This is a genomic window from Peptostreptococcus anaerobius VPI 4330 = DSM 2949, assembly GCF_000381525.1.
GTDB classification, from domain to species: Bacteria; Bacillota; Clostridia; order Peptostreptococcales; family Peptostreptococcaceae; genus Peptostreptococcus; species Peptostreptococcus anaerobius.
Genome location: NZ_KB906626.1, coordinates 17,028 through 34,550, shown reverse-complemented (window position 1 = coordinate 34,550; position 17,523 = coordinate 17,028). Strand labels below are relative to the sequence as shown.

Annotated in this window: 20 protein-coding genes; all 20 read right to left on the bottom strand. The window is 37.6% G+C overall.

The features are described from left to right. Window positions 1-393: 393 nt before the first annotated feature. On the bottom strand, window positions 394-1,140 hold the full coding sequence (locus F823_RS0107075) for a nucleotidyltransferase domain-containing protein (RefSeq protein WP_002845143.1): 747 nt from the start codon (window positions 1,138-1,140) through the stop codon (window positions 394-396). A gap of 80 nt (window positions 1,141-1,220) precedes the next feature. After that, on the bottom strand, window positions 1,221-2,153 hold the full coding sequence (locus F823_RS0107070; RefSeq protein ID WP_002845144.1) for an SEL1-like repeat protein: 933 nt from the start codon (window positions 2,151-2,153) through the stop codon (window positions 1,221-1,223). Then, window positions 2,150-2,557 (bottom strand): ORF6N domain-containing protein, encoded by a 408-nt coding sequence (locus F823_RS0107065; protein WP_019595530.1) that lies wholly within the window; start codon window positions 2,555-2,557, stop codon window positions 2,150-2,152. Before F823_RS0107065 ends, F823_RS0107070 begins: the two co-directional genes overlap by 4 nt. Window positions 2,558-2,997: 440 nt before the next feature. After that, complete coding sequence (locus tag F823_RS0107055) at window positions 2,998-4,287, bottom strand: DUF2254 domain-containing protein (protein WP_002845148.1); 1,290 nt, start codon at window positions 4,285-4,287, stop codon at window positions 2,998-3,000. Between the two features lie 203 nt (window positions 4,288-4,490). Then, window positions 4,491-6,026 (bottom strand): glutamine-hydrolyzing GMP synthase, encoded by a 1,536-nt coding sequence (gene guaA, locus F823_RS0107050; RefSeq protein WP_019595529.1) that lies wholly within the window; start codon window positions 6,024-6,026, stop codon window positions 4,491-4,493. Between the two features lie 345 nt (window positions 6,027-6,371). After that, window positions 6,372-7,001 carry a uracil phosphoribosyltransferase gene (upp, locus tag F823_RS0107040; RefSeq protein WP_002845151.1) on the bottom strand — a complete coding sequence of 210 codons (630 nt, stop codon included), beginning with the start codon at window positions 6,999-7,001 and terminating at the stop codon, window positions 6,372-6,374. 45 nt (window positions 7,002-7,046) lie between these two features. Beyond that, the gene (gene rpiB / locus F823_RS0107035) at window positions 7,047-7,493 is read right to left on the bottom strand and encodes a ribose 5-phosphate isomerase B (protein WP_019595527.1); all 447 of its coding nucleotides are present in this window, start codon (window positions 7,491-7,493) and stop codon (window positions 7,047-7,049) included. A 21-nt stretch (window positions 7,494-7,514) separates the two neighbouring features. Beyond that, window positions 7,515-8,564 (bottom strand): L-threonylcarbamoyladenylate synthase, encoded by a 1,050-nt coding sequence (locus F823_RS0107030; RefSeq protein ID WP_002845153.1) that lies wholly within the window; start codon window positions 8,562-8,564, stop codon window positions 7,515-7,517. Window positions 8,565-8,585: 21 nt separating this feature from the next. Next, window positions 8,586-9,650: a peptide chain release factor 1 gene (gene prfA, locus F823_RS0107025; protein ID WP_002845154.1), complete on the bottom strand. Its 1,065-nt coding sequence runs from the start codon at window positions 9,648-9,650 to the stop codon at window positions 8,586-8,588. Between the two features lie 256 nt (window positions 9,651-9,906). Next, window positions 9,907-10,485, bottom strand: coding sequence for a hypothetical protein (locus F823_RS0107015; protein ID WP_002845157.1), 579 nt, complete (start codon window positions 10,483-10,485; stop codon window positions 9,907-9,909). Window positions 10,486-10,503: 18 nt separating this feature from the next. Next, a complete protein-coding gene (locus tag F823_RS0107010) occupies window positions 10,504-10,761 on the bottom strand; it encodes a FoF1 ATP synthase subunit delta/epsilon (protein ID WP_002845160.1) in 258 nt (85 codons plus the stop codon). Next, entirely contained in the window at window positions 10,761-12,158 is a 1,398-nt protein-coding gene (atpD, locus tag F823_RS0107005) for a F0F1 ATP synthase subunit beta (protein WP_004167111.1), read from the bottom strand. The genes F823_RS0107010 and atpD overlap by 1 nt, the downstream gene beginning before the upstream one ends. Window positions 12,159-12,168: 10 nt before the next feature. Further along, a complete protein-coding gene (gene atpG, locus F823_RS0107000; protein ID WP_002845163.1) occupies window positions 12,169-13,167 on the bottom strand; it encodes an ATP synthase F1 subunit gamma in 999 nt (332 codons plus the stop codon). A gap of 28 nt (window positions 13,168-13,195) precedes the next feature. Continuing rightward, on the bottom strand, window positions 13,196-14,692 hold the full coding sequence (gene atpA / locus F823_RS0106995) for a F0F1 ATP synthase subunit alpha (RefSeq protein ID WP_002845166.1): 1,497 nt from the start codon (window positions 14,690-14,692) through the stop codon (window positions 13,196-13,198). Between the two features lie 16 nt (window positions 14,693-14,708). Continuing rightward, on the bottom strand, window positions 14,709-15,251 hold the full coding sequence (locus F823_RS0106990; protein ID WP_002845168.1) for a F0F1 ATP synthase subunit delta: 543 nt from the start codon (window positions 15,249-15,251) through the stop codon (window positions 14,709-14,711). After that, window positions 15,251-15,751, bottom strand: a complete 501-nt coding sequence (atpF, locus tag F823_RS0106985; protein WP_004167096.1) for a F0F1 ATP synthase subunit B — start codon at window positions 15,749-15,751, stop codon at window positions 15,251-15,253. The genes F823_RS0106990 and atpF overlap by 1 nt, the downstream gene beginning before the upstream one ends. 42 nt (window positions 15,752-15,793) lie before the next feature. Further along, window positions 15,794-16,057, bottom strand: coding sequence for an ATP synthase F0 subunit C (gene atpE, locus F823_RS0106980; RefSeq protein ID WP_004167126.1), 264 nt, complete (start codon window positions 16,055-16,057; stop codon window positions 15,794-15,796). 117 nt (window positions 16,058-16,174) lie between these two features. Then, entirely contained in the window at window positions 16,175-16,879 is a 705-nt protein-coding gene (locus tag F823_RS0106975; protein ID WP_002845172.1) for a F0F1 ATP synthase subunit A, read from the bottom strand. A gap of 16 nt (window positions 16,880-16,895) precedes the next feature. Further along, a complete protein-coding gene (locus F823_RS0106970; RefSeq protein WP_036745879.1) occupies window positions 16,896-17,285 on the bottom strand; it encodes an ATP synthase subunit I in 390 nt (129 codons plus the stop codon). Beyond that, window positions 17,278-17,511 (bottom strand): AtpZ/AtpI family protein, encoded by a 234-nt coding sequence (locus F823_RS0106965; RefSeq protein ID WP_002845174.1) that lies wholly within the window; start codon window positions 17,509-17,511, stop codon window positions 17,278-17,280. Before F823_RS0106965 ends, F823_RS0106970 begins: the two co-directional genes overlap by 8 nt. Window positions 17,512-17,523: the final 12 nt, after the last annotated feature.

Sequence of the window (17,523 nt, the reverse complement as noted above, 5' to 3'; positions counted from 1 at the left end):
GAACCTTCTCCACTACTATGGCTTCTGCTGACTTCTCACAGTTCGTTGTTACTAGGTTTTCCCTCTGTGAGACCTCACGGGATAAGTCGTCAGTCTTTCCTCGTCTACCTGCCTAATTTACTTACATAAGTTACGTTTGCCTTTTGGACTTCGTGACTTTGGGCCCACTCATCCTTTATGTAAGCCTTTATATTAGGTTTCTGTACGTCAGGCTACGATTTTGCTATTGCTTCTTCTCGCCATCACCTCACGGTGATAACCTTGCAAGTTGCTATGAGGTTCGTCGGCAACTACGCCCTACGTGGACTTTCACCACAGACTGACGGCATGCCCGTCATACCCACAAATAACGACAAAAAATAAATTCCTTGTCGTTATTTACATCCTTTTCTTTTATATCATTTCTATAAATAAATTATTCAATGGTTCCCAGTAATTCACACTATTTTCCATCATGTTAACTTCTTCTTTAATCCTATCTATTTGCTCTACTATATACTCATTAAGTTCATCAATTCTTTTTGCCTCACCCATTTCTGGCAAAGATGATTTTAATTCAAGTAAATGATCTACTATAGGAACCAGTGATTCTGGTAACATTTCTTCAACTAGTTCAATAAACATCATCGGTGGCTGTGTTTTCTTTTCTATTATCCAATTAGCAGCAAGTAATGGTCTTAGAACATAGAAATACTTTTTTATTCTTACGCTATCTTTCTTTAGATATTCCCTATAATTCGATGTAGCCATGTGTAAATAGTGGTAAATCAATTTTTTAGGATATAAATAATCAAGGCTTAGCTCTTTTAATCTCTCCGCTTTTTTAGTTTTTTTATAAATAACAGGTGAAGATAACCACTCAAACACTGTAGGATTTGATTTATATAATAATTTTAAGGTCTTACTCAAGTCCCACCCATTAATGTCAAGTACCTCATCAAGCTGCCATTCTATTACATCTCTAGGTGGATTCAACTTTAGATAGTCTTCTTTTTTCCTAATATAAATAAATCTAACATCATAATCACTATCTACTGATTCAAAGCCCCAAGCCCTGCTACCTGATTCTACTGCAAGTATTACTTCTACATTCTCTTCTTGTTCTATCTCTTTTATTTTATTCTGTATTAAGTCTATCATATTATTATTTCCTCTACTATGTTATAAACACCTTTGATCTGATCCGTAAATATAGCTAATCGTATATAATTTATATTTTATTAAAACTCTTCCCCCAAAATATCTAAGTTGAAAAATGGCTTGTAATCATTCTCGTTGGCATTTTTGTACTTATAAAATTCCTTCAACTTCTTTATTATTTTCCTACGAGCCTTGACAACACGATTAATCCCATCATCAGCCCCTCTAACACAATGGATTTTGTTCTTGTTGTATTCTAAAAGTGCAGAGTTGTAATAATCATAAGCTCTTAGATACATATCTGGTTCACTTTCTGCCATTTTATAATATGCATTGCCTAGCCTATAAAATAAGTCACCTAAATAGTGCCTGTGTCTCGTACTAAACTCCTCTTTAGCCATCTTCTCAGCCTTAATATAAAACTCATTAGAAAGTGCAATGTCCTTATCTACATAATATCCGTGTCTATACATATCACCCAAATACATCGTTGCTTCTGGTGATGGAACAAGTATTGTATATGCTGCAAAACATTGGTAAGCTTTTCTGTAGTTCTTTTCAGTGCCCCTACCCAATAGATAACATTCGCCCAACTTTAATATAGCATATCCAATATTATCCTTGTCCGCCTTTTTAAAATACTTGAATGCTTTTTTGTAGTCTACATTTCCATATATTTCATCATAGTATAATCTAGCAATTTTATATGAATAACTCGTGTCGTGAGCCTGGTAGTAAAAATCTTTAAAGCATTTTTCCACAAATAGAAAAATCGCCATTGGCATCTTCTTTGTAGTGGTTGCTTCAAACAACTGGTCCGCTAATTCTATAGGAGCTATATTTATTTCTTCTATTTCTGTGTCCATAGCATTATTTATTATTTTTTCGTATTCAACATAGTAGTCAAACTTGTAGAGTCTGTTTCTGATTACCCTATAAGCTATTTCTCTATCCATAAAGGGATAGTCTAAATCTTTGTCTTGTCCGAAATCATAATCGAATAATTTTTTCATAGCGACCTCCTCCCGTCAACTATTTCATTATGTTTTATACAATTTTCTCTAATCTCTTTTATTGCTTTAGGAATTGCCTTTGAGTCCTGCCAATCTCTACAACTATCTAAATGGGATCTTGGGATTTTAAATGCAAGTCCAGTCCAGTTTGCTAGCGTGCATTTTATCCTTGATATAGCATTTTGCGATATCAAAGACTTATATTCATCATCTGTTAACTGAAACATAAACTGAGATGGAAACCTATTTAGATTTCTTTTTACTTGTTCATTCAAACGCCCTGTCGTAACCTTATATAATTCTGCAAGATCACTATCTAGCATAACATGCTTTCCTCTAACAGAATAAATCATATTTTGAATATCTCTATTTTGAACAACGACAATGTTTTTACCTTCTGCCATAGATATCTCCATTTTTATCCTAAACCTGCTAGGTTAATTTTTATCTATTTTGAGGTTACAATTTGTCACCTCAAGTTTGTTATTCGTCATTAGACTCTCTAATAATCGAAACCATCTCTCCAAAATCTGCATCAAGTTTTGTTCCTATACGATACAAAACATCCATACTTACAAACTCTCAAGAGTGGCAAGAAAAAATAGAGAGCATGCCAGATACTTAAGGAACAGATCTACAGGAAGAAATTTCATCAAAAAGCATGCTACTCTAGATGACATTGAAGAGCTAGAAAGCTTGATAGAAATAAGAAAAAAAGAATTAGAAAATTTGTAAATAATATTCACATATTGTACTATCGATAGTCTAATATAATTAAAGAAAGAGATAGGGTAACCCACGCCCAAGTGTACCCCCTATCTCAAGATTAAAGAAATATATTTTCCTATAAGCTTATTTGCTCTTCCATATTGTTTCTTATTCTTTTAAAAGTTTCCAAATGAATTTCGTGAGCAAAATTTTCTATTAAAATTTCATAGCTATCATCAAAAAATTTTTTTATGCTTTTTTTAGCACCTATATCTGCCATTGTGTATATGATATAAATTCCTTGTAAAATCGCTTTTGTAACCAAGGGATCACCTGCTGAATAAGAAATTATCTGGCTGAAACCAAGATATAGTTCATCCTCCACAGAATAACTTTGATAAATTATTTTTACATCTTCATCCTCTTTCAGGATTATAAAATGATTGTCTGTAGATAATAGTTTCCCAAGTAATGATGACATTTTATTTATACACATTATTGCAGTATTTGGATCATTTATGCCAGGGCTTAGGGCCATATTCGCAATTTCAGTTAAGCTTACAATTCCACGGTGATAATCTTCTTCTCTATTATTGTAAGCATTTATTAAAAACAATGGACTTAATTTTTCTTTTAATTCGTTTTTATCATTATCATCTAACTCACATTGAAATATATTTAATTCTCCTATGCTTTCTCCTTTGATCGTGTACTCACCAATCCTCTTGTTTATAGTAAGTTCTGCTTTTATGCCATTAAGCTCTTTAAAGATCTCATCTGCTTTTATTTCAAATAAATAACCAGAATTCTCAGCTACAATTGATAACTTTGTAGATTCGTCGCCTTTTTCATAATGCTCAGCTTTTTCTCTTTGTTCTACCTCTTTATCAATAAGTTTTTCGCAGTCACTAAATATATATTCAATAATATTTGATATTTTTATATTATCAAGAACCCGTCTTGAGAAAGCTATAAAACTAAGCATTGCAATTATGGCATAGGCTATTCCAAAACTTCCAGCTACAACGTGTTGGTCTGGGCCAAAGTCTTGCAATAGTAGGATACTAATTACTGAATAGAAAAAACCACTTACAAATATACCATATAAACCAAGGACTCCTGTCCTATCTATGAAACTCTGAAGCAATCTAGGTGATATGCTACTGCTATATTTATTAAGTACAGTGACAATAGTTGTAAAACAAAAAATACTTATAGTCAAAAATATTCCAGATATATTAGAAAGGAAATTTACCGACACTTCAACCGATAGCAATAGTTGTTTGGGAATATAAGATTTAATTGCAATATATTGATGATCAAAAATCCAAGTAACTAAAAGAAGCGATACTGTTAAAATTATAAATCTTGACATCCTTAAAAAATTTTTATTATTAAAAAACCACAATTTGATTTTGAACAACATACATCAATCCTCCTGTTTTAATATTGTGATTATAAAACTATATTATCATATTATTGAATTTTGTCCAATATGAAATGGTGTATTCATCTTGAAGCTGTCGACAAGCTAAGTGCCTTAAAATAAAACAACTCCTTTTTAACTCCCTTGATATAATTTTAAAAGGTGTACCCCTTGCGATACAAGAGGTACACCGATTTATTATACTACTCCCATTCGATAGTTCCAGGAGGCTTACTAGTGATGTCATAAACAACCCTGTTAACTCCTTCAACTTCATTGATTATCCTGTTACTTATTCTCTCAAGCACTTCATAAGGTATCTTGTACCAGTCTGAAGTCATACCGTCGCTTGATGCAACAGCTCTGATACCTACTAGATAAGCATATGTTCTCTCATCGCCCATTACGCCAACTGTCTTAACGTCTGGTAGTGTAGCGAATGCCTGCCATATTTCCTTGTATAGGTCGGACTTTCTTAGCTCGTCCATGTATACAGCGTCTGCTTCTCTAAGGATATCGCACTTTTCCTTTGTTACTTCACCGATTACCCTGATACCTAGTCCTGGTCCTGGGAATGGGTGTCTAAATATTAGGTTCTCTTCTATACCAAGTTCAAGACCGATCTTTCTTACTTCGTCCTTGAATAGCTCTCTTAATGGTTCTATTATTTCCTGGAAGTCTACATCTTCAGGTAGTCCTCCAACGTTGTGGTGAGACTTGATAGTTGCTGAATCACCTAGTCCACTCTCTATAACGTCTGGATAGATTGTTCCCTGTACTAAAAAGTCCATCTTTCCTAGCTTGTGAGATTCTTCTTCAAATACTCTGATGAATTCTTCACCGATTATTTTTCTCTTTGCTTCTGGTTCAGTAACACCAGCAAGCTTTCCTAAGAACCTATCTTCTGCATTTACTCTTACAAGGTTCATGCCGAATTTTTTTCTAAATATTCTCTCTACGTCGTCTCCCTCGTTCTTTCTTAGTAGACCGTGGTCAACGAATACGCATGTAAGGTTCTTGCCTATTGCCTTGTGCATTAGGGCAGCAGCTACTGATGAGTCTACTCCTCCTGATAGGGCACAAAGGGCCTTCTTGTCTCCAACCATTGCCTTTATTTCTGCTACCTTATCATCTATAAATGAGCTAGTAGTCCAGTCTCCTGATACTTCACACACATTGTATAAGAAGTTCTTTAGGATCTTGTCTCCATCTAGTGAATGTTCAACTTCTGGATGGAACTGTACTCCGTATAGCTTCTTGGCAACGTTCTGCATAGCTGCTACTGGGCAGTTCTTTGTAGTTGCAACTACTTCAAAACCTTCTGGAGCCTGAGATATATAGTCTGTATGACTCATCCATACCTGATTTGTATCTACACCTTCAAATATTGTTGACTGACCGTAGTCTATGATAGTCTTACCATATTCTCTAGTCATGTTGTCACCCTTTTCAACTTTTCCGCCTAATAGGTGAGCCATCAGCTGGTCTCCGTAGCATATACCTAGGATTGGCACTCCAAGTTCAAATATTTCCTCTGAGATCTTTGGAGAATCTTCAAGGTAGGCACTGTTTGGCCCTCCTGTGAATATTATACCCTTAGGATTCTTTTCCTTTATCTTTTCAATCCCACATGTATATGGAAGTATTTCACAGTATACATTATTTTCTCTGACTCTTCTAGCTATCAGCTGGTTGTACTGGCCACCAAAGTCTATTACAAGAACTATTTCGTGTTTCATATTGTCTCCCTTCTTATCTTAGCGAGTTCGAATCTGGCTTGTGGCATACTTTTGTATAGTAATCTTCCCTTTCAAGCTTACGAACTATTTTTTTCTCTTTTGATATTTTTTTCGTTGTTTTTATCTTACATAACAATTATTATACCATATTTTTAAGGTTTTTTTGCACAAACTTGTTAATGATTTACAAGTTTTACACGTATATTTATGAAAATTGACTGACCTTTCTTAACATCAATTTTTATACCTGAACATGCATTAATTATATATTCCATGATTTCCCTCCTTATATAAAATAATGCAACAGGATAGATCTAAGTCCATCTCCTGTTGCATAATACTTACTTATTTAGTTCCGAATAATCTGTCTCCAGCATCACCAAGACCTGGTACTATGTACTTGTGGTCGTCTAGCTTTTCATCTACTGCTGCAACGTATATGTCCACTTCTGGGTATGCAGCGTGTACTGCTTCTATACCTTCTGGAGCTGCTACAAGGTTTATCATTCTGATATTATTTGCTCCCTTTTCCTTTAGTAACTGGATTGCTGCTGTAGCTGATCCACCTGTTGCTAGCATTGGGTCTACTAGGAATATTTCTCTATCGCCTATATCTTCTGGTAACTTACAGTAATATTCTACAGGTTCGCAAGTAACTGGGTCTCTGTATAGTCCTATATGTCCAACCTTAGCTGCTGGTATTAGGTTTACAAATCCGTCTACCATACCGATTCCTGCTCTTAGGATTGGTACTATAGCTAGCTTCTTACCCTTAAGAACCTTAGCTGTTGTCTTCTGTACAGGAGTCTTAATTTCTATTTCACCTAGTGGTAGGTCCTTAGTCACTTCGTATCCCATCAACATTGTTATTTCTGTTAATAGCTCCCTAAAATCCTTTGATCCTGTTTCTTCCATTCTCATAAGTGTCAACTTGTGCTGGATTAATGGATGGTCTGTAATTATTACTTTGTTCATGTTATCCTCCTGAAATTTTATAAATATATTTATATTAACTATAGCTTACAGATGGTTCTTTTCTATATCCATCATCTTATCTATTCTTGTCTGGTGTCTTCCACCTTCAAATTCTGAATTTAGGTATGCATCTACTATATCTAGTCCTAGGCCTAATCCAGTAACCCTCTCGCCAAGTGCTATCATGTTGGCATTGTTATGGGCCTTTGTCATTCTAGCTGAGAATGTATCTCCTACTGTTGCACATCTAATACCTCTTACCTTGTTTGCAGCTATTCCTATTCCTATTCCTGTTCCACAAACCAATATTCCACATTCAGTCTCCTTGTTGGCTACTGATGTCGCTGCCTTTAGGGCATAATCTGGATAGTCCACTGATTCTGATGAGTTAACTCCAAAGTCAACTACTTCGTGTCCCAATTCTATAAGGTGTTTTTTGATGGCTTCTTTTAAATTTACTCCGCCATGATCACAAGCTAATGCTATTTTCATTTGCATACCTCCAAGTAATATTTATTTTATGATTCTATAGCCTGCAGACTTCTTGAGCCTGTTCATAATGGCTACTCCTACATTTTTTTCTTCAAAAGCAACTGAGTGAATGACGTCTACTCCCCTCTTATCTAGGTCTATTAGTCCATCAAATAGTCTCTTGGCTGCTATCTCTTCTGTTTGTCCAAGTGAGAATATTTCTATATCCACTCCATCAAACCTATCCATATCTACATCCATACACATAAGGCCTGTCTTCTTGCCCATATCGGCATTTTTGCCAACAAGTTCTTTAATCTTGTCTACAAATTCATCACCCTTTAGGTCCACTATATATACCTCTGCCCTAGGTGAGTAGTGGGTATATTTCATGCCTGGTGCCTTGGCCTTGATATTGTCATCCTTATTGAGGATTGACGGATCTAGTCTGGCATCCCCAAGTACTCCTGCTATCATCTCTAGGGTAACTGAGCCCGGTCTTAGGACTACTGGATAATCTCCTGACAGGTCTACTATTGTTGACTCAACCCCATATGTGCAAGGGTCTCCTGCCAAAATACCATCCACACGCCCTGTCATATCCCTTATGATATGGTCTGGTCTCGTAGGTGACGGTCTACCTGATATATTGGCTGACGGGGCTGCTATAGGCACTCCTGCTGACCTGATGAGCCTTCTTGCTATCTCATCAGATGGCATCCTTATGGCAACTGTGTCTAGGCCTCCGCTAGTCCTATCTGGTATTATAGGTTTTTTCTTGAATACTATAGTTAGGGGACCCGGCCAAAATTTATCGATCAATATCTTAGCCTTGTCATCCACATATTCAACTAGGTCATACACATCTTCTTTATCGCAAACGTGTACCAACAAGGGATTGTCACTAGGTCTTCCCTTGGCTTCATATATCTTTTGTGCTGCCTTTTCATCTAGGGCGTTGGCTCCTAGACCGTATACTGTTTCAGTGGGAAATATTACTGTCTTTCCCTCTGCTAGCATCTTGGCAAATTCTTCAATTATATCTTGGTCTATATCTTTGGGATCTATTCTCTTTATTCTTGTTTCTACCATGATGAGCCTCCCAATATCAGCTTATATACTAGACATTTTCTCTGCCTGGTCTACAGTAATCAATCCATCTATCATTTCGTCTATGTCACCATCTATAAATGAGTCTAGCTTGTATAATGTAAGGTTGATTCTGTGATCAGATACCCTACCCTGTGGGAAGTTGTATGTTCTGATTCTCTCTGACCTATCTCCTGTACCAACCTGGCTCTTTCTTTCAGCAGATATTTCCTTTTGCTGGTCTGCTAGGGCCCTGTCGTATAGTCTAGCCTTAAGTACCTTTAGGGCTTTTTCCTTGTTCTTTAGCTGGGACTTTTCATCCTGGCAAGACACTACTTCGCCTGTAGGTATATGTGTAAGTCTAACAGCTGAGTCTGTAGTATTGACACACTGGCCACCATTTCCTGATGCCCTGAATACGTCAAATCTTAGGTCTTCTGGGTTGATCTGTACTTCAACGTCATCTACCTCTGGAAGAACTGCAACAGTTGCTGTAGATGTATGTATTCTACCACCTGATTCTGTAGTAGGTATTCTCTGGACTCTATGAACTCCTGATTCATACTTTAGTCTTGAGTAAGCTCCCTTACCCTTTATAAGGAATGATACTTCCTTGTAGCCACCAACACCTGTTTCATTTGATGACATTAGAGAAGTCTTCCATCCTTTTCTTTCTGCATACCTAGAGTACATTCTAAATAGGTCTCCAGCAAATAGGGCAGCCTCGTCTCCACCTGCACCACCTCTTATTTCAACGATTACGTTCTTTTCATCGTTAGGGTCCTTTGGTACAAGAAGTAGCTTTAGCTCATCCTCTATCTCTGCTATCTGAGACTCTGCTTCGGATAGCTCCATCTTTGCTAGCTCTCTTAGGTCCTCGTCACTCTCTTCTTCTAGTATCTGCTTTGATTCTGCTATTGTTTCATTTACTTTTCTATATTCTCTGTACTTCATTACTATTGGTTCAAGCTCTGAATTTTCCTTCATCAGCTTCTGCCATGTTGGCTGGTCACTGATTATCTCAGGGTCTGCAACCTTCTCGCTCAGTTCCTTGTACTTGTCTTCAAGTACCATCAATTTATCAAGCATTTATATCCGCCTTTCTATAACTGAGATGGTTTCTTTCGACCATCTTTTCTCTATTTTCTACACAAATTATCAATTTAATATTATAACATAGTTGACTGCTTTTAACAATACAATGGCATAGCTATTGCCATTATTTTTCTTGTTGTTAATTCGCAAAGTAAATTCTAGTAAATCCTTGAAAGTATCATTTACACTTTTCATATCCATAAAAAATGGTGGGTAACTAGTAACTAGCCACCTCACCACTATTTTTGGTTTATATAGAATTTTTTTGTGCAAACTTTGCAATCTTCCAAGAACCGTCATCGATCTTGACAAGCCATACCTTCTCTACCTGATCAGTTTGCTTGTTCCTCTTGGTATCCTTATAGGTCTTATTGTAAAACTCACTATACATAGCAGTCTTATCATCTGTCCTAAAGTACTCTATATTGTATTTCACCTTAAATATACAAGTATCCTCTGGTGAAAATACATCTACCTTGTTATTCTTTCTAGGAAATTCAACAAGATCTTCCTTAACTTTGATCTTTTCTATAGACTTAATCTTCATGTCTTTCAGGTTTTTAAACATCTTTCCCGTAAGCCTAGCTTTCTTGCTATTCAACCTATCATATAGGATCCATGTCTTATACTTACTCGGCGGCATCAATACTTCGTCTACACTACCACCATCTCTAGTGCTCAATTTCTTGTAGTAGGCATCCAACACATTTTCAGGATATGTATCCTCAAGCTTTACACCCTCTGCCCTGTCCTTGCTATTAGCATAGATTGAACCAGCTACTATTAGGACTACAAAAAATAAAATCGCTATAAGGTGTCTTATCTTCATATTATACCTCTTTATTTGCTATTTTTTCCAAGATGCCCTCTCTGTAATCAAGACTGTGTTAGTTTCTGAATCCACTGTCAAGAAACCATTCCCAATCTCGCCCTCTCTAAATTGTCCACCTTGTTTTATTCTTAGCTTGCCTGACTTGACTCCAGCAACTATAGGTACATGCCCATTTAGGACAGCCCTATCTCCAACTGTAGTTCTGACAATCAGCATTTCTGCTTCTTCTTCAAAAAATATATTGTTAGGAGTGACTACTTTTAGCTTAAACATTAGTCGACACTTCCTTTCGCCTTTCTAACAGCATCTTCAATCGTACCTACGAATAAGAAGGCAGATTCTGGAAGATCGTCGTGCTTTCCTTCAAGGATTTCCTTGAAACCTCTGATTGATTCTTTAACTGGCACATACACACCTGGTATACCTGTAAACTGTTCACCAACTGTAAATGGCTGTGATAGGAATCTCTGTATCTTTCTAGCACGAGCAACTGTTACCTTATCTTCTTCAGATAGTTCATCCATACCAAGGATTGCTATGATATCCTGTAGTTCCTTGTATCTCTGTAGGATTGACTGAACACCTCTGGCTACTTCATAGTGTTCCTGACCAACTATATTAGGGTCAAGGACTCTAGATGTAGATTCTAGTGGGTCAACCGCTGGATAGATACCTAGAGACGATATCTGTCTTGATAGAACTGTCTTGGCATCAAGATGCGAGAATGTAGTAGCAGGCGCTGGGTCAGTAAGGTCATCGGCTGGCACATATACTGCCTGTACTGATGTGATTGACCCCTTCTTAGTTGATGTGATTCTCTCCTGTAGGGCACCCATCTCTGTTGCTAGTGTTGGCTGGTAACCAACTGCTGATGGCATACGTCCTAGTAGGGCAGACACCTCTGAACCCGCCTGTGTAAATCTGAATATATTGTCTATGAACAGTAGCACGTCCTGACCAGCCTGGTCTCTGAAGTACTCTGCCATTGTAAGTCCTGTTAGGGCAACTCTCATTCTTGCTCCTGGTGGCTCATTCATCTGTCCAAATACCATGGCTGTTTTCTTGATAACTCCTGACTCAGTCATTTCACCATATAGGTCGTTACCTTCTCTAGTTCTCTCTCCAACTCCTGAGAATACTGAGATACCACCATGCTGCTTGGCGATGTTGTTGATTAACTCCTGGATTAGGACTGTCTTACCAACTCCGGCACCACCGAATAGACCGATCTTACCACCCTTTAGGTAAGGGGCAAGTAGGTCAACGACCTTGATACCTGTCTCTAGGATCTCAGCCTTTGTCTCTAGTTCATCGTATTTTGGTGCTGGCTTGTGGATTGGAGATACTTCTACATCTGTTGGAGCATCTTTCTGGTCGATAGCCTCACCCAATACGTTAAATACTCTTCCTAGTGTTCCAGTTCCTACTGGTACTGATATAGGAGCTCCTGTGTCTATGACATCCATACCCCTCACTAGTCCATCTGTAGCACTCATGGCTATACACCTTACTGTGTCATTTCCTACGTGCTGGGCTACTTCAGCTACTATAGTCTTGCCATTTAATTCTATTTTCAATGCATTTAGTAGATTTGGTAGGTTTTTTGAATCTTCAAATCTAACGTCCAGTACGGCACCTAGTACCTGTACTATCTTTCCTACATTTGCCATTTTATCCTCCTTACTTTAGGGCTTCAACACCGGCACTGATCTCAGTTATTTCCTGAGTGATAGCGCCCTGTCTAACCCTATTGTAGCTAAGTTCTAGTTTTTGGATCATGTCATTTGCATTGTCTGTAGCAGATTCCATAGCTGTTCTTCTCGCTCCCTGTTCTGATGCATATGACTCTACTATACCACCGTTGATAGTTCCTGATACATATGTAGGTATCAAAAATTCTAGCACTGCCTGTGGTGATGGTAGATATTTTACCCTAGACCTTGAATTTTTAGATCTTTCCTTGATCCTATTGGCCAATTCTTGAGCCTCTTCTTGTTCTTTACGTCTTTGTTCTTGTCTTTCCTTTAGGATTTCTTCACTGATATATATGTTAGGGTCTTGTTCTTCCTGCTCTTCCCTATATCTTTCACCACCGTACTGTAACGGCTCGTCAAACACTAGAGGTAACAACTTTATAGTCTTGGCCTCCTGTGTAAGTGCAGATATAAACTGAGTGTAAGTAAGCAAGACTTCACTGATTTCACCGTCGATAAATCTCTTCATCACTTCATCAGCTATCCTCTTTACGTCTTCATATGAATACTCTTCCACTAGGTCTATCTTATCTATTATTTCTATATTTCTCTTTGCAAAATAGTCACAAGCCTTCTTGCCTATAGGTATCACACAGTCTTCTACTCTTCCCATGTACTTTTCAGCCTCTTTAAAGGCATTTGAGTTGTATCCACCTGCTAGACCCCTATCACCAGCAATGACTATATGACATCTTTTCTTCAATTCTTTTGACACTAAAAACTCACTTCTTACACCCTTTGTATTAATAGATATATCTACTATAGTTTCATAAAGGGTATTGAAGTACTCACTACTGTCCTCTGCAGCCTTCTTAGCCTTTCTCAGCTTAGAAGATGCCACTAGGTGCATGGCATTTGTTATCTGCTTAGTAGAGTTTACACTAGCTATACGAGTCTTTATTGCCTTCATACCAGCTCCTGCCATCTACATACCTCCCTTTTCTGGATTATGCCTAGGCTCTAAACTTAAGCTTATATTCTTCAATTATTCTCTTTAGCTCTTCGTTGAAGTCTTCTGCCTTTAAGATCTTTTCAAGAATTTCTGGGTGTGTAGCATCTATAAAGCTGTACAGACCTTCTTCAAATTCTGCTATTTCATCTAATTCTATGTCAGCAAGTAAGTTGTTGATTACAGCATAGATAATAACAACCTGGTGTTCTACTGTTACTGGCTTGTGTTCTCCCTGCTTTAGGACCTCAACAATTCTCTGACCCTGAGCAAGTCTTCTCTTTGTATCCTCGTCTAGGTCTGAACCGAACTGAGCAAAGGCAGCAAGTTCTCTATACTGTGAGTAAGCAAGCTTTAAAGTACCTGCTATCTTCTTCATTGACTTGATCTGGGCTGAACCACCAACTCTTGATACTGATATACCAGGGTCAACCGCTGGTCTTATACCTGAGTAGAATAGCTCTGGCTGTAGGTATATCTGACCGTCAGTGATTGATATAACATTTGTTGGTATATATGCAGCAACGTCACCTGCCTGAGTCTCTATAACTGGTAGGGCTGTCATTGATCCACCACCTAGTTCATCAGATAGCTTGGCTGCTCTTTCTAGTAGTCTTGAATGTAGGTAGAATACGTCACCTGGGTAGGCTTCACGGCCTGGTGGTCTCCTAAGTAGTAGAGACATCTCTCTGTAGGCAACTGCCTGCTTAGAAAGGTCATCATATACTATTAGGACGTGCTTACCATTGTACATAAATTCTTCACCTATTGCAGCACCTGCATATGGAGCAAGATACTGTAGTGGTGCTGATTCTGATGCTGTAGCTGATACTACTATTGTGTAGTCCATAGCACCATGCTCTTCAAGAGTAGAAACTAGCTGGGCAACTGTAGACCTCTTCTGACCTATGGCAACATAGATACAGATTACATCCTTGTCCTTCTGGTTGATGATAGTATCTACAAGTATAGATGTCTTACCTGTCTGTCTATCACCGATTACTAGCTCTCTCTGTCCTCTACCGATTGGTATCATTGAGTCTATAGACTTGATACCTGTCTGTAAAGGTTCAAATACTGATTTTCTATCCATTATTCCAGGAGCTGGAGCCTCTACTGGTCTTGTCTTATCAGCAGCTATTTCTCCCTTGCCGTCTATAGCCTGTCCAAGAGCATTGACTACACGGCCTATCATAGCATCTCCAACAGGTACTTCTACTATTCTACCTGTCCTCTTTACTATGTCTCCCTCTTTTATATCTGTGTCATCACCAAGTATTACGGCTCCGACAACCTCTTCTTCTAAGTTCAATGCCATACCGAATATGTTTCCAGGAAATTCTAGTAGTTCACCTGACATGGCATTCTCTAAACCATAAACACTAGCGATACCGTCTCCAACACTTAGGACAGATCCTGTATCAGTTAGTTTAATCTTATTTTCATAATTTTTTATCTGGTTTTTAATTATTGAACTTATTTCTTCTGGTTTTAAGTTCATGAATTCACCACCGTTTCTATGATATTAGGTTGGATAGACTATTTTTCAAGTCTCTTAGTCTAGACTTGACTGAACCATCTATCTCCTCATTACCTATTCTTACAAGTACACCACCAAGGATGTCCTCATCAATTATATTTTCTAATTTTACACTCTTATTATAAATAGCAGACAGCTTCTGCTCCAACTCTGAAATCTTCTCTGGCTCCAAGGCAACCACTGTAGTAACAGTACCCTCAGCTACATTGTTTTTTTCATTGAAAAGACCCTTATAGGCCATGACAACACCATCTAGTTCAGTAACTCTCTGGTTGTCTATTAAGACCTTTAAGAAGTTTACACTGTAATCTGAGACCTTGCCCTTGAAAAGTCCATCAACAAGATTTTTCTTTTCTTCAGGCTTTACAAAAGGAGACCTCAATACGTCATACAAGTTATCATTTTCTTTTATAACCTTGTTTAGGTCTGCAATTTCAGAGTACATATCAGATACAATATTCTGCTCGTCTGCTAAATCGAATAAGGCCTCGGCATATCTCTTTGCAACCTGATTTATCATTATCTGACATCTCCTACTTCTTTAATAAATTCGTCTATTAATTCCTTATGCTTGTCGGTATCTATATCCTTTTCTATAACCTTAGATGCTGCCAAAATAGCAATCTCAGATATATCACCCTTGACATCTTCGTATGCCTGCTGTCTTTCTTTCTCTATGTCAAGACTAGCCTTTTGCTTGATAGCTGATGCTTCATTTCTAGCTTCAAGTATTATCTTTTCAGCTCTCTCATCAGCCCTCTTCTTAGACTTTTCAAGTATTTCTTGACCTTGATTCTTTATCTGATCAAGTTTTTCTTCGTATTCTTCTTTGAACTCTAGTCCTTCTTCAAGTGCCTTGTTACCATCATCAATCTTTTTCTTGATCTCCTGGTCCCTATCATCAATAACCTTTAATACAGGCTTGAATAGTAGACGCTTTAGAACAAAAAATAGGATGATAGTATTGGCTATCGTGAAGAAAAACTCATAGCTCAAACTTACTAACGGTTTGAACTGCATTTTTCACCCTCCTCTAATTTAATCTGGAAACTCTAGATTATATTAAAGCTTGATCCAAGGGTTTACAAATATTAATATGATAGCTATAACTAGACCATATATAGCAGAAGACTCTGTTACGGCCTGTCCAAGTATCATTGTTGATATGATGTCACTCTTTGCTTCTGGCTGGTTACCTACTGCTTCAGCTGCCTTAGCTGCTGCAACACCCTGACCAACTCCGGCACCTACACCTGTCAATACTGCTATACCAGCACCTATTGATGAACCTGCTATCGCTATACCTAATCCTAATCCTTCTAACATTTTTGTTTCCTCCTTATTTTTGAATATAACCACACGATTTAAATTTATTGTATGTGGCACAATTAACTCAGACCCTAATTTTTAGTCTGTTTACCTAATAATCTTTTAATTTCATCTTTAATCTTCAGTTGCACTACTTACAAATACCATAGTCAGCATTGAGAATATAAATGCCTGTAATAGACCAGCAAATATATCAAAATACATATGTAGTGGAACTGGTATTGCAAACTGGCCAATCGGTATTGACAAGTTTGGTATCAATCCTGAGACATAGCCCAATAACTGGTATAATAATAGCATGATAATTGAACCACCTAATATATTACCGAATGGACGGAATGCCAAGGATATGGGTCTTGCTAATTCTCCAATAACGTTTAGTGGCAACAACAATGGCGTTGGCTCTATAAACTCTTTGAAGTAAGAAGGCCCCTTAAATTTAACTCCCATAATATATATAAGAGCAACTGTCATCAAAGCCCAAGCTGCAGTCGTGTCTAGATCTGTAGTTGGTGACCTGAGTCCCAATAAGGTTACGATATCTGACAATGCAAAGAATAATAGTATAGTACCTATATATGAAACCATATTTGGCACCCTAGATATGAATCTTTCACCCATGACACCAGTAACGAAACTTCTAAGGTTTCCTACAGCCCATTCAAGAAAATGCTGTCTCTTGGTTTCTGGGACTGGCTTTAGGTTTCTAGTCAGAATCAACGACATAACGATCAAAAATAGCATAATCAGCCACTGAGTCACTATTGTCTCACTTATCTTAAAGTTACCAATATATATTATGTATTTGGCTTGATACATCGTATTTCTCCTTTCTCTAACCCCTCTTTCTTAGGATTAGTTGTTGCGCCTTGATCACCAGGCTAACACTTATCAGACCGAAAAAAGTAGTAAATACATTGACATATTGCGTTTTGGCCGCAAAAATAAGCACGGCTGCATACATCAAAAGCCTAGCACTATAACCAGCAGTAGCCGTAAGTGAAGCTTTTACCTTTTCCCTTTCAACTAGTCCAATAACATTTCTAGCAATCATAATTAGGGCTACAATCGAAGTCAAACTTCCCAAGAGTAAACCCCCTATTGTCGCAAGGGTCGCCTTCATTATGACTATTAGTACTAAAATACCCAATATATCATAAATTAAAATACCCTGCATTATCTTTTTTAGATCATTTGCTATCTGTTTGTCCAATAAGTTATTCACTCTCCTTTCTCATATAAGACTTCAAGGTTTTGTGAAGATTCATAAAGGCACTCAGTACCCCAATTACAATGAATATCAGGGTGAATATGGGCCTAGTTCCAATTTTTTTATCAATCCAAAGCCCCAACAAGCTACAGCCTAAAATACACACCACCATCGTGATGCCTATCTGGCTCAAAAGGGAAAATCCCTTAGCAAGCTCTGACCATTTATATCTTCCATCCATCTTCTTTACCCA